This is a genomic window from Nitrosopumilus sp., assembly GCF_025698945.1.
GTDB lineage: Archaea > Thermoproteota > Nitrososphaeria > Nitrososphaerales > Nitrosopumilaceae > Nitrosopumilus.
Genome location: NZ_JAILWM010000003.1, coordinates 42,734 through 54,806, shown reverse-complemented (window position 1 = coordinate 54,806; position 12,073 = coordinate 42,734). Strand labels below are relative to the sequence as shown.

Annotated in this window: 16 protein-coding genes and 1 tRNA gene; 6 read left to right on the top strand and 11 right to left on the bottom strand. The window is 35.3% G+C overall.

The window, feature by feature from the left end:
- The first annotated feature begins 38 nt into the window (after positions 1-38).
- Both K5790_RS07045 and K5790_RS07040 read left to right on the top strand, forming a co-directional pair.
- Positions 39-110: transfer RNA gene (locus K5790_RS07045), tRNA-Ala, on the top strand.
- Between the two features lie 45 nt (positions 111-155).
- Positions 156-515 carry a zinc ribbon domain-containing protein gene (locus K5790_RS07040; RefSeq protein ID WP_297593672.1) on the top strand — a complete coding sequence of 120 codons (360 nt, stop codon included), beginning with the start codon at positions 156-158 and terminating at the stop codon, positions 513-515.
- Positions 516-659: 144 nt separating this feature from the next.
- On the opposite strand, the gene K5790_RS07035 is transcribed toward K5790_RS07040, so the two are convergent.
- Positions 660-1,193 (bottom strand): zinc ribbon domain-containing protein, encoded by a 534-nt coding sequence (locus K5790_RS07035; protein ID WP_297593670.1) that lies wholly within the window; start codon positions 1,191-1,193, stop codon positions 660-662.
- 67 nt (positions 1,194-1,260) lie between these two features.
- The gene (gene trxA, locus K5790_RS07030) at positions 1,261-1,587 is read right to left on the bottom strand and encodes a thioredoxin (RefSeq protein WP_297593668.1); all 327 of its coding nucleotides are present in this window, start codon (positions 1,585-1,587) and stop codon (positions 1,261-1,263) included.
- 115 nt (positions 1,588-1,702) lie between these two features.
- Between trxA and K5790_RS07025 the strand changes: the two genes are divergently transcribed.
- The 3 genes from K5790_RS07025 to K5790_RS07015 all read left to right on the top strand — a co-directional run bounded on the left by K5790_RS07025 (position 1,703) and on the right by K5790_RS07015 (position 4,206).
- Complete coding sequence (locus K5790_RS07025) at positions 1,703-2,443, top strand: hypothetical protein (RefSeq protein ID WP_297593666.1); 741 nt, start codon at positions 1,703-1,705, stop codon at positions 2,441-2,443.
- Between the two features lie 43 nt (positions 2,444-2,486).
- Positions 2,487-3,182, top strand: coding sequence for a signal peptidase I (locus K5790_RS07020; RefSeq protein ID WP_297593664.1), 696 nt, complete (start codon positions 2,487-2,489; stop codon positions 3,180-3,182).
- A 160-nt stretch (positions 3,183-3,342) separates the two neighbouring features.
- Positions 3,343-4,206 carry a CFI-box-CTERM domain-containing protein gene (locus K5790_RS07015; protein ID WP_297593662.1) on the top strand — a complete coding sequence of 288 codons (864 nt, stop codon included), beginning with the start codon at positions 3,343-3,345 and terminating at the stop codon, positions 4,204-4,206.
- On the opposite strand, the gene K5790_RS07010 is transcribed toward K5790_RS07015, so the two are convergent.
- From K5790_RS07010 to K5790_RS06980, 7 genes are all read right to left on the bottom strand, one after another.
- Positions 4,193-5,026, bottom strand: coding sequence for a lysyl oxidase family protein (locus K5790_RS07010; protein ID WP_297593660.1), 834 nt, complete (start codon positions 5,024-5,026; stop codon positions 4,193-4,195). The two genes, K5790_RS07015 and K5790_RS07010, sit on opposite strands and share 14 nt — an antisense overlap.
- A gap of 116 nt (positions 5,027-5,142) precedes the next feature.
- Entirely contained in the window at positions 5,143-6,669 is a 1,527-nt protein-coding gene (locus tag K5790_RS07005) for a 4-hydroxyphenylacetate 3-hydroxylase N-terminal domain-containing protein (RefSeq protein ID WP_297593658.1), read from the bottom strand.
- Between the two features lie 73 nt (positions 6,670-6,742).
- Positions 6,743-8,839 (bottom strand): 4-hydroxybutyrate--CoA ligase, encoded by a 2,097-nt coding sequence (locus K5790_RS07000; RefSeq protein WP_297593656.1) that lies wholly within the window; start codon positions 8,837-8,839, stop codon positions 6,743-6,745.
- Positions 8,840-8,905: 66 nt separating this feature from the next.
- Complete coding sequence (locus K5790_RS06995) at positions 8,906-9,262, bottom strand: reverse transcriptase-like protein (RefSeq protein WP_297593654.1); 357 nt, start codon at positions 9,260-9,262, stop codon at positions 8,906-8,908.
- A complete protein-coding gene (locus K5790_RS06990; protein WP_297593652.1) occupies positions 9,252-9,695 on the bottom strand; it encodes a hypothetical protein in 444 nt (147 codons plus the stop codon). Before K5790_RS06990 ends, K5790_RS06995 begins: the two co-directional genes overlap by 11 nt.
- A 35-nt stretch (positions 9,696-9,730) precedes the next feature.
- Positions 9,731-10,015, bottom strand: coding sequence for a hypothetical protein (locus tag K5790_RS06985; RefSeq protein WP_297593650.1), 285 nt, complete (start codon positions 10,013-10,015; stop codon positions 9,731-9,733).
- 25 nt (positions 10,016-10,040) lie between these two features.
- Positions 10,041-10,343 (bottom strand): winged helix-turn-helix domain-containing protein, encoded by a 303-nt coding sequence (locus K5790_RS06980; protein WP_297593648.1) that lies wholly within the window; start codon positions 10,341-10,343, stop codon positions 10,041-10,043.
- A 101-nt stretch (positions 10,344-10,444) separates the two neighbouring features.
- Here K5790_RS06980 and K5790_RS06975 point away from each other — a divergent pair, with 101 nt between their 5' ends.
- On the top strand, positions 10,445-11,326 hold the full coding sequence (locus K5790_RS06975) for a radical SAM protein (RefSeq protein WP_297593646.1): 882 nt from the start codon (positions 10,445-10,447) through the stop codon (positions 11,324-11,326).
- Here K5790_RS06975 and K5790_RS06970 read toward each other — a convergent pair.
- Positions 11,312-11,770, bottom strand: a complete 459-nt coding sequence (locus K5790_RS06970; RefSeq protein WP_297593644.1) for a hypothetical protein — start codon at positions 11,768-11,770, stop codon at positions 11,312-11,314. The two genes, K5790_RS06975 and K5790_RS06970, sit on opposite strands and share 15 nt — an antisense overlap.
- Positions 11,771-11,810: 40 nt before the next feature.
- Positions 11,811-12,062 carry a hypothetical protein gene (locus K5790_RS06965; RefSeq protein ID WP_297593643.1) on the bottom strand — a complete coding sequence of 84 codons (252 nt, stop codon included), beginning with the start codon at positions 12,060-12,062 and terminating at the stop codon, positions 11,811-11,813.
- Positions 12,063-12,073 lie beyond the last annotated feature (11 nt).

The window sequence follows — 12,073 nt, the reverse complement described above, 5'->3', positions numbered from 1 at the left end:
AGAAAATGAATAAAAACACAACCAATCAGGTAATTCAAGGGCCGGTGGTTTAGGGGTATAATGCCTCGTTCGCAACGAGGATGTCGGGGGTTCGATTCCCCCCCGGTCCATCTTTCCCAGAAACTATTATACATAAATAAAAAAATACCATTGTCATGGAAGTTTTTGACGGTAAAAAAGCCGCACAGGAATACATGTCAAAGCACACACTAGCATTTTCTACACCAGAGCTTACTCTAATGAGATTTGCATTTTGGTTAGGAGATTCTGTTCCAGATCCAAAAAATGAGGGAAAAGGAATCCCAAGAATGATGACCTTTTTGACAGAACAAGACTTTGAGCCAGTCTTAATTGATGATGACAAATACGAACCATCAGGTGCAGTTAGAGCATCTGCACCATATGGAAATGCATACAAGGAAGTAAAGTCAGACGGAAAGTTTTGCTCAGAATGCGGAACCAGTCTTTCAGCAACTGCAAAGTTCTGTCCTGAATGTGGCACCACACAAGAATAGTTTTCATTTAATCAGGGTTAAATACAAAAAATTCCTATTGAATGTATGTCATTTAGAAATTGTGCACATTGTGGTAGGGAATTTGAAGATGTGTTTAACAGAAGAATTTGCTCTGATAAATGCTCATTAGAAATTTCTTAAATTTTATAATGCTTTAGCTCCACACTTTGTGCAAAACTTTGCATTAGCTCTTAATTCTGCACCACATGAAGAACATCCGTTTTCAGATTGTGGTGAAACTCTTTGTCTTGGCATTAAAGATGGATCAGGTGATGGTAAAGTTCCAACATCCCCAAATGCTTCTTTAGCTGAAACAATTCCAGGGGGTCCCCCAACAGGGTTTTCTGCAGAACCAGCTCTTGGCATTCCTGCCATTCCTCCTGCCATCATTCCAGGATTTCCCATACCAGGCATCAATCCAGGAGACTGTGTACCTCCAGAACCTTTTCCTATAGATTTTTTTAATTCAAACATTACTTTGATAGCTAGAAATTCTAATGCAGAGTATGCAACTACATAATCACCTAACTTTTGGAAGAATTCTTTATCACTTAGTTGACCTTTTTTGTACATGTTATTGGTATCAAGAAAGGATTCATAGTATCCTTGGGATTCATCAAACAAACTCTGAAGTTTGTCAAAGAGCATGTTAAGTGTGTCTACTTCACCAAATGACATGTGATAGCTTAATCTTTTGGAATATTAATTACTTTAGGATCAAAAAAGAAGGAAAACGTGTTTGAGTTTATGCAAGTGCTCTATCAATCATATTTTTGTATGATTCTTTTGAAGCAGCACCTACTTGTTGGCTAACTATCTCGCCTTTGTTAAGGAGGATTAAGGTTGGAATACTAAATACATTGTATTTTGATGCCAATTCATTGGCCTCATCAACATTAACCTTGACAAATTTTACTTTGCCTTCATAGTCACTTGCCAATTCTTCAACTACAGGACCTACCATTCTACATGGACCACACCATTCGGCCCAAAAGTCTACAAATACAGGAATGTCAGAATTTATCACGTCGACTTCCCAAGACTTTGCATCTGAAACTTGTGTTATTCCCATTGTAATGTTATTTTATCATCCGTACCTAAAAACGTTCACCAGAATTAGCACCCTAGTTTTTGTGGGAAAAATAATTTTGATATATACTTAAATGACGTTTTCTCAAATCTCAGATATGAGTTCAGAACTTAGACTAAAAAAATTACGAGGTTCTGGTGGCTATGTAATGGCCAGTGTAACTGATGAGCAACAGATGAAGGGAAACCTAGGAGGCCCTGATCTGTTTTTAGCGCCAATTGGCAGATTAACTGATGATAAAATTTCAAAGCATTTTTGCAATACTTGTGAAAAAGAGTTTGAGGGTTCTCCAAAGATAGAATTTGAGAATCCAAATGAAGAAGTTGCAGAAAATCTTATTCTTGCAGAAAAAGGACAATACATCTGTAATTCATGTAATTCAACAATAGCAGAATACAGGGAATTCAAAAAACAAGATGAAGCAGGTGATGTTGGAAGTGCAAAACCATTAGACCCTGCTGTACAAACTGCACCAGAACAAGTAGCACCTCCACAAGCAACACCTGAAACACCAAAAGAAGAGACAGCCCAACCAAGTACTACAACTTCAGTTAGTTCTATTGAAGGAAGAACAGTATTTGATGAGAATGCAAACAAGATTGGAATTGCAAAACAAGTTGGAATTGATTCAACACAATCAATGGTTTTAGTTATCACTAAAAATGATGGAACAGAAGGAAGTATTCCTTGGAGTAATATCAAAAAAGTTGGCGAAGTTATCCTATTAGGAAATCCTGAAACTACAGTTGAACAAAATCAACCAGGAAAATGCTCTAATTGTGGGTTTGGAAACAAAGTAGGCTCTAAATTCTGCGAAGAATGTGGATCCAAGCTCTAATAGCTAGCAAATTTAATCAATGACACTATAGGCGATTATGTAATTGGCAAAAAAATCCATCTCCAAAGGCGTCATCAAAGATATCATAATTGTCGGTGTAGGAGTACTAGTAATTTGGATTGGTTTGCAGGTAGCATTTGGAACTCAAAATCCTTTCTATGTGGTTGCAAGTGGAAGTATGATTCCAGTTTTACAAGTTTATGATGTTTTGATAGTATCAGGCCATGTGACTTTTGAGGAAATTGATGTGGGAGATATCATTGTATTTAATCGACCCTCAGATCATGACAGAGTAATAGTTCACAGAGTTGCCTCGATTCTAAATGAGGATCCTAAAACAATTAGAACAAAAGGTGATGCAAATCCAGCATCAATTCCAGGAACTGACTTTCCAATTACTCAAGAAGAATACATTGGGAAAGTAGCCTATACTATTCCACAAATTGGATATGTCACTCAATTGCTAAAGCCACCAATCAACTATGTCATAATTGCAATTGTAATTGGAATAATGGTAGTAAAACAGATGGCAAAGAGAAAAAACGAGAAAGTACTTTCACTATCGGATCCACTTGAAAAAGACAATCCAGATACAATTGAAGAGTTGTCAGATATTTCCAAAGTAGAAAAAGACTTGGAGTATTCAGAGAATTTAGGAAAATTAGATATTGATGAATCTGAAAACAAACATGAAGAATCAGATATGTCAACAGATAATGACAAAAGTAAATTCAGTTAAATTCAGGCAAGCAGGTTCACATATGCTCTTTTTATAAAAGCAATAGATCGTCCTACTTGCTTGGTAGTATAATTACATCTTTTTTCCTAAAAAAGCATTCTCAGAAATTATCAGTTCTATCAGTAGAATAACTTAAGAATTGGATAAAAATAATCCATGCGTGAAATATTTTGCAATGCTTTCTATGGTATTACTAGTTAGTACTGTATATGCACAAACACCATTTAGAGACATGGCAGGACTTACACAAAATGGAATAGAGTGGTGTGAAGAAAACTATCAACTATATTATTTCATGGGAAATGATTTCTTTGAGCATCACAAGCATTCAATTGAATCAAGATTGTGTGGTAATTTGTATAACGACGAAATTTGGTTATATGATGGTCCTGACAGATATCAAAAACTAATTGAGCAAAGCAGAGTATACTATAATTTAGAGATTCAAGAAAGTATGGATGAATCAAAACAAGGAATAATTGATCCTAAATCAGTTAACATTAAAGAGATTCCACAAGTGATTGAACAGCAGAAAATCGAGGCACAACAAAAGGAACAAGAAAAATTTAACGAAGAAACAGAATCAGAAATTGTCGAAGTTGAAAATATTCAAGTGAACATAAACCAAAATGATGAAGGCGGAGGTTGTCTAATTGCAACTGCAACATATGGCTCTGAGATGGCACCACAAGTACAACTCCTCAGAGAAATCAGGGACAATCAATTAATGAATACAGAATCTGGAGCTTCATTTATGAGCGGCTTTAACCAATTGTATTATTCATTCTCACCATACATTGCAGATTTGGAGCGAGAAAATCCAGCATTCAAGGAAATGGTAAAGATTGGAATCACACCAATGCTATCATCACTATCAATAATGTCACTTGCCGATTCAGAATTTGAAATTGTATCATTAGGAATTGGAGTAATACTGCTCAACATTGGAATGTACGGTATAGCACCAGCTATGCTAATCTATCAAATAAAAAATAAAAGAAAAGATAGGATTAACCGCGATTAGCAGTTACTTCTCCACATAGAGCTGGTGTATAAGGATCAGTTGGATCAAGTAGAGAACAAGAAGTAATTCCAGTTTCAACTACATCGATTTGACCATTGTTTTTCTCAAAAACAAGTAACTCAGTCCATGCTTTGTTGTTTGTAGAGTCTCTCTCTATGAATGTGCCATCAGGATTTACATTGTGTACCAGATAGTATATTCCTGGAGTAATTCCTGTGATATCAACTTGATTTCCTGGAGTTGATTGGTGATATTGATCAGCCCAACCTGCTTGTACTCCTTGGAGACTAACTGTACAGTCCCAAAATATTCTATCGGCAGTGTTGGTATTTTCAATCATATTGTATACATCTTCAATACAGAATGTAACTTTGTTTGAATCACCAACAAGTGGTCCATCTGGAGAACCTTGATGAACACTAAATTCAGTTACATCAGCAATGTGCCAATGATTGTGTTCCTCATGGAATTCAAATATGCTTACAACTTGTTCGTATACAATATTTCCATCAGCATCAAGTAATTGTTGTGTAGCAATTACATCATCATCAGGATTTGTTGGAAAAGTTGGTGCCATCTGCCAGTGACCTTCTCCGGTATTTGCAATACCATTGGTAAATCTAAGCGTATCAGATTGTTGCTTATGAACAACTTGAACTCCATCTGGAACAACTGCCTGCAATTCAGGAAGCAGTGCCTCGCTTGGAATTTGATTTGGTTTTGCTGCAGATACTGTCATAGGAACAGTAATCATCAATCCAATTGCGATCAGCAAGGGAATCAAAGTTGTCATTCGGAAGATTTTCTTTGATGTCGTCATTGTTTAAAACAAATTTTTTTATTACTTAAAAGCCTGTTAGTTAGAAAAATAACAGTCACTTTGAAAAAGTACTAATCAAAATCGAACAGATAACAAAATTAAAACTTATTCTATGATTATAGAACAGAATCTTTGGTTTTGAATACTCGTTTAAAATATTCAGATGGCTCTTTTGGCTCTTCCACATCATTTGTAATACCAGCTAAATGTTTTGCAAGATTTTTTTTGTAACCGACCTGCATTTGTCGCTGAATCTGAATTCTTTGTGCTTGTGGTGAGCCTGCACCATGCATAGATTCAGTAAGATATCCTACAGCATTTCTTCCAAGAGTCATATTTTCAATTAATCTCAATATTCTCATTCTATTTTCAACATCTGCTCCCTTTCTTCCTGCCAAGTATTTTTTGAGTAATGGACCAGCAACTGGATGTCTAAAGTCCTTCTCAGATGGCAAAGTAACTACTAGACCACCTGCAATGTCTTGTGCAAGTCGGCTAATCTCATATGGGAATCTTGTTACATTGTGTTTACATACTTGTGCTAGCATGTCATCATTTAGATATACACCTGACTTCATTTTTTGTCCCTGATGCGATGATGCAATTCCTGCTGCAAATATTGTTTCATTAAGATGAGTCATTTCAATAATTTTGTCTTTAATGTGAGAGACTTTTGGAACACCATTGTAATCAGCAATTGTTGCTGCTGCACCAATTAGTACATCTCCAAGACCAGTTTTGCAAACGTAGCTGCGTCGGTGATAGCAAGTAAATCTCTCAATTAACATAGATGCAAATTCAAATTCTCCATGCATGAAAACTTTGTCCCATGGAATAAACACTCTATCTAGAATCATCAATGCTTCTTGTCCACCATACTTTTCATTTCCAACATCGATGTTTCCTTCTTCCATACTTCGTGTGTCACAAGATTGTCTTCCATAGATGTAAGTAACTCCTGGTGCATCAGCTGGAATTGCTCCAACTACTGCCCAATCTTTATCGTTTTCAGTTAGTCTAACTGTTGGCATTAAAATAATCCAGTGTGAGTTGATACAACCAGTTTGGTGCGCCTTTGCACCAGATACATAGATTCCTTTTTCGTCTCTGTCAACTATTCTAGTAAACAAATCAGGATCGTCTTGTTCTGCGGGTCCTTTGCTTCTGTCTCCTTTTGGATCAGTCATGGCACCACCGATTACAAGATTTTCTTTTTGAACCATCTTTACAAATTCTAAGAATCGTTTATGATAATCAGTTCCATGTTTCTCATCAATCTCAAAAGTAGTTGAATGCAATGAATTGAGTGCATCCATTCCAACACATCTCTGGAAACATGTACCAGTATTTTGTCCTAGTTTTCTCTGCATCTTATTTTGCATTACTAAGTCCTGTGCACTCTCTGCAATGTGCAAAAATCGGTTAACTCTAAGTCCAGTAAGTGATGAATCAGCAGAAGCCAATTCTTCTTCGCGCATTGCAAGATCATAAGTTTCTGCAACTGCGTTAATTGATGGTCTAATCATAGGATGATCGACTGGCTCTTTTACTAATTCTCCAAACAAGTAAACTTTGAGATCACGTCCTCTCAAGCTCTCAATGTAATCTTCCCCTGATCTAATTGTCTTTAAGACATTAGCCATGTAACTTTATCCACCTTTCTCGGGTATAAATATTCTAAATTAGGAACAAGGAAAAAATTAGGTTTATTCGCAATTAAAGGCCAATTCTGACATCTAAAATGCGACAGCCCTTTCCTTTTTCCATGACTAGTACAGGATTCATGTCAAGTTCCTTGATCTCTTTAAAGTCGGTAACTAGTTGTGATAGTCTTTGAATGCATTCAGAAAGTTTTGCAATATCTGAAGGCTTTTCTCCTCTAACTCCTTGAAGTAGTTTTTGTGTTTTAATTGAGGCTATCATATCATCAGCTTCTAGATTAGTTACAGGTGCAAGCTTGAATGTAACATCTTTGAGAACTTCAACATAGATTCCCCCCATTCCAAGCATGATGACGGGACCAAATCCAGGTTCAAGTTTTGAGCCTATGATTAGTTCTTTTCCTCCTTTTACCATCTCTACAATTAGTACACCTTTGATCTCGGCTTTCTTGTTGTAATTTTTTGCATTTTTGATTATTGTTTTGAATGCATCTCTTACTTCAGAATCATTTGTCAAGTTAACTTTGACACCGCCTGCATCAGATTTGTGGATGATTTGCGGTGATGCAATCTTCATTACAACAGGATATCCAATCTTCTTTGCAATTTTGACTGCTTCATCTTCTGTTTTAGCTAATGCACTTGTTGGTAATGGTAACCCATATGCTTTGAGAACCTCTTGTCCTTCTTCTTCTAGAAGATTTGGTCTCTTTTCTTTTTTTACTTTATCAAAAATTTTCTTTGCCTTTGCTTTGTTTACTTTGAATTTTGTAATTTTTCCATCAGGGGCTTTAATCCAATTAGAAAATCTAATCATAGAGGCAAGAGTTCTGATTGCACCTTCTGCATATGTATAGTATGGAATGTTCCCTTCTGCTAAAATTTCCCTATTTGTAATTCCCTCATCTAGTCCCATCAGACTTGCAAGCATTGTCTTTTTGTATTTTTTTGACATCTCAACAATTACTTCTGCTAGTTTGTCATAGTTCAGGGTTCCAGAAGGAGTACACATTGAGATTACAGAGCCAACTTTTGGGTGTTTTAGTACTCTATCAAGTACGTTATGGAATCGATTAAAATCAGCATCTCCTACAATATCAACAGGATTTCTAGAGCTTCCCCAAGGTGGAATCACCTCATCAATTTTTTTCCTAATACTTGTAATATCAGCCATCTTTATCTTCATCTTAGAGCATGCATCAGTTGAAATAATTGCAGGACCGCCTGCATTTGAAACAATTACAAGATCACCAGTTGATGGTAGTGGTTGTTTTGAAAATGCTGTAGCATAATCAAATAATTCTTCCATAGTATCAACACGTATTGCACCTGATTGCTTTAGTAGGGCATCGTAGATTTCATCTGAGCCCATCAGGGCACCAGTATGAGACATTGCAGCCTTTGCACCTTCTGGACTTCTTCCGGATTTTAATACAAGTATTGGTTTTTTGAGTTTTTTAGTAATATTTTTGCAAACTTTGAGGAATTCTTGTCCATCCCCCATGTCTTCTAGATACATTACAATAACTCTTGTTTGCTTGTGATTTGCAAGAACTTTTAGAATATCAACTTCGCTCATTACAGCTTTGTTTCCAAGACTTACAACTGCAGAGAATCCAATTCCCTGAGCACTTGCATCCTCAACTAATGCTGCACAAATTGCACCGCTTTGTGATACAAGTGCAATCTTTCCAGATTTTGGTGTAACTTTAAGAAAAGTAGAATTCATCATTGTCTTTGGATCAAGATTCATGACTCCAAGACAGTTTGGGCCAATGATTTGGATTTTGTATTTTTTTGCAATATCTTTAATTTCTTGTTCACGTTTAGCTCCTTCTTCATCAACTTCTTTGAATCCTGCTGTAATGATTACAACACCTTTGATCTTTTTCTTTCCACATTCTTCTAGAACTGGTGCAACTAGAGTGTTTTTAATAACAATCACAGCAAGATCAATTGGTTTAGGAACATCCAAGACACTCTTGTATGCTTTTTTGTAAAATACAATATCACGTGATGGACTAATTGGATAAACAGTTCCTTTGAATCCATTCATAATGTTTGATGTAATAGTAGCTCCAACACTTCCACGTTTGTCAGATGCACCGATAACTGCAATTGATTTTGGCGATAAAATTACAGATTCAGCCATAGTTATGTTGGATCAAAGGAATTTGTATAATAAAGTTATTCATAGAAATTTCTGATCTCTATTTTTCTAGCTTCCCAGCATTTTCCCTGCAAGATTATCTTTTCTTGGAACCCAAACAATTGAAAGGTTTGAAATTTTACCCATAATTGACCAAGCTTCACGTGCCAAGTCACGAAGTTGTTCATTATTAATTGCAAATTCATGATTAAGTTGGTTTACAGTATTTTTTGAATCACTGTAAATGGTAATCTCTTCAGAAGAATTTGCAAACTTGTTTAGTGCAGAAATAATTGCCATGTATTCTGCTTGATTGTTTGTTATCTCAGGTTTTTTTTTATAAAATGATTCACCAGTCTCTTTAACAAAGTAACCAAATCCACCACCAGGGCCTCCAGAGCCATCAACATAAACACTAATTCCCATCTTTGTACAGCCTCGTTATCTTAACAATAAAATTCACTACTAACATGTAAATGATTGTAGATAATCCTTGTGATACAATTGATGCCAGGTATGGATCGTAGTTGATTGTTAAAAAATAATATTGCAGAATCCATCTTACTGCAGTATATACTATTTCTGCAATTCCAAGTGATGTAATTAATTTTTTAAGATCATGTTTTAGTTTAGCTGAGTCAATTCCACCTGATTCAAGTCGATATTTCTTTCTATTATCAAGATAGAATAATCCACTAAACACAGAAAAGTAAATCACATAATCAACAATTGTAGTATAAGTTGTGTTAAGATAGGCTGCCTGCTCAGCTAGAAGCTGTGCAATAACTGCTGAAATTGTAATTGATGCAGCAAATGCAATTAGAATATTTTTATTTAATCTCAAATATTCTTGAAGCACATCAGAAAATTATTGTTGTTCCAAATAAACTAAGATTAGTCCAATGTAATCTTTAGGAATATCAACAAACCTGCAAGTTCTGCAATTCCAACTCCCAACATATATGGGAAAATTTCATGTGAGAATATCTCTTCCATAGAAAAGTAAGCAAATGCGCCAATGACATTATGCAAAAACAGCATTGCTGCCACTACAATCATGCCCAATGGAAGTTGTGCTCTAGTTTTGCCATACATTTTGCCAAAAATGCAAATTAAAATTCCAAGAATTCCCATATTTGCAATAGATACAATAGACAAAATTAGTGAAGTAGACTCCATTTAGACAAAAACACCTCTTGAGCTTTTATTTACTTTTATCCAATTTTTCTTCAATTTCTTCTAATGTCTCCATGTTTACCTCAAGATATGTAGAGATAAAGTACATTACACCATACTTTTCTCCAACTCTAGTAATCAAATTATTTTTTTCTAATACTTTGATGTGATGTTGAATTGCCTTGTAATCAAGACCAATATCATTTGCTAATTGATTAGTATTTTTTGGGTTTTGCTTTAATTCAGAGATAATCTTTAATCGATTTAATCCTCCACGTGAACCTGCAAAAACAAACCAAAGCAGTCTTTTTGCATCAGGATCATTTGCCATGAGTAATGAAAATTGTTCTCATTTACTCCTAAAAGGTATTTTGTGTGTAGATAAAAATAGAAAGTATAAAAAACAAATCAAACCATTTTCATTGAATTAAAATGATGTTAAACTATGATGCACCGCTGTATAGACCACCATCAGAAGCTAGATCACTGATTTTCCAAGTTACTCTTGGTTGCTCATTTAATGAGTGCTCTTTTTGTGACATGTACAGATCCAAAGAATACTCTGAGAGACCATGGGAACAAGTAAAAGAAGAGATTGACATGATGGCAAAATATCTCCCAGAAACTAGACGAGTATTTCTTGCAGACGGTGATGCATTAAATCTCGATGCAGAATATATGATTAAAATTGTAAAGTATATTAGAGAAAAATTTGCAAATATTGAGCGAATTTCTTGCTATGCAATGCCAATGAACATTCTAAAGAAGACACCTGAAGAACTTAAAAAAATGAATGAGGCTGGATTAGACATGTTCTATTTGGGAATAGAGAGTGGTTCAGATATTGTTCTAAAAAAAGTCACAAAGGGTGCACTAGCTAAAACTATCATAAAGTCAGTCAACAAAGCAAAGGATGCAGGATATATCATGTCATGCATGGTAATTTTGGGACTTGGAGGAAAAAAATATTCAAAAGAGCACATCAAGGGCACAGCTGAAGTGATCAGTGCATGCTCACCAAATTATGTGGGAGCATTAACGCTGTATCTGGAAAATGGAATAAAACAAGAGTTTTTGGAGAAATACCAAGGAGAGTTTGTTAGAATTGATGATGATGAATCACTAGAAGAGTTACGCGAATTAATCAATCAAATAGACACAAAAGAAGAAATTATCTTTAGGGCAAACCATGGCTCTAATGCATACACAATCAAAGGAACTTTTCCTCAAGATAAACAAGAGATGTTAGACAAAATAGATTGGATGAAGCAGCATCCAGAAATTATGCGACCACAGGGACTACGTGGATTCTAAGTTATCCTGATCTAAATAAACAACTTTGAAAATTCTAACTGAGTAATCTCCTTCAAAGATTTTAGTGGTTTTTTCATTATCAGCATTTAGAACTCTGAACTTGTATTCATAGTCACCATCCTCGGCAACATTGGTTTGAGCAAAGTGAACTGCTAAATCATCTTGGAAGATTTGAATTATTACCGGATATCCTGCTACATGATTTGCAACGTTTCCTTCAACAAATCCCCATGGAAGAGTGTTTGATGGAGAAGCATGAAAGAAAATAGTCGATTTTTCAAGTGCTATCATGTCATTTAATGGATAGATTTCGGTTTGTGGCTCATGAGTGTGCCCATTGATCATTACTTGCCCAATATGTGGATGTGCATATGCAAAACCAACTGAAAGAGATAGAAGAATACTAACTGTCAATAAACTTGAAAACAAAACAAACTTGCTCATATCACAAGAATTCGCTGGAGTAATTTAAGAATTTAGTAGTTTAAAGATTATCAATTACTGGTTTAAGGTTTTCTGGCAATTCAGGCAGCTCAGTATGGCTTTCATTGTTTTGGAGGATTTCAGGGCCAATACGTCGAACCTTTTGTGTTCCAATTAAGGTGTCAATACTTTGATGAATGTCTTTTTCTGACAAAATAGATTGTAATTTCTCAATTAGTTCCTCTTCTTTTTCATATTTTTTAATACCATATTGAACAATTACCATTTTTTCATTCATCGAATAATCCGTCATTTGAGAATACA

Bases quoted from the DNA above. Each gene is read 5' to 3' on its own strand.
- K5790_RS07040 (WP_297593672.1), top strand. From the start codon at position 156: ATGGAAGTTTTTGACGGTAAAAAAGCCGCACAGGAATACATGTCAAAG.
- K5790_RS07035 (WP_297593670.1), bottom strand. From the start codon at position 1,193: ATGTCATTTGGTGAAGTAGACACACTTAACATGCTCTTTGACAAACTT.
- trxA (WP_297593668.1), bottom strand. From the start codon at position 1,587: ATGGGAATAACACAAGTTTCAGATGCAAAGTCTTGGGAAGTCGACGTG.
- K5790_RS07025 (WP_297593666.1), top strand. From the start codon at position 1,703: ATGAGTTCAGAACTTAGACTAAAAAAATTACGAGGTTCTGGTGGCTAT.
- K5790_RS07010 (WP_297593660.1), bottom strand. From the start codon at position 5,026: ATGACGACATCAAAGAAAATCTTCCGAATGACAACTTTGATTCCCTTG.
- K5790_RS07005 (WP_297593658.1), bottom strand. From the start codon at position 6,669: ATGGCTAATGTCTTAAAGACAATTAGATCAGGGGAAGATTACATTGAG.
- K5790_RS07000 (WP_297593656.1), bottom strand. From the start codon at position 8,839: ATGGCTGAATCTGTAATTTTATCGCCAAAATCAATTGCAGTTATCGGT.
- K5790_RS06995 (WP_297593654.1), bottom strand. From the start codon at position 9,262: ATGGGAATTAGTGTTTATGTTGATGGCTCTGGAGGCCCTGGTGGTGGA.
- K5790_RS06985 (WP_297593650.1), bottom strand. From the start codon at position 10,015: ATGGAGTCTACTTCACTAATTTTGTCTATTGTATCTATTGCAAATATG.
- K5790_RS06980 (WP_297593648.1), bottom strand. From the start codon at position 10,343: ATGGCAAATGATCCTGATGCAAAAAGACTGCTTTGGTTTGTTTTTGCA.
- K5790_RS06975 (WP_297593646.1), top strand. From the start codon at position 10,445: ATGATGTTAAACTATGATGCACCGCTGTATAGACCACCATCAGAAGCT.
- K5790_RS06970 (WP_297593644.1), bottom strand. From the start codon at position 11,770: ATGAGCAAGTTTGTTTTGTTTTCAAGTTTATTGACAGTTAGTATTCTT.
- K5790_RS06965 (WP_297593643.1), bottom strand. From the start codon at position 12,062: ATGACGGATTATTCGATGAATGAAAAAATGGTAATTGTTCAATATGGT.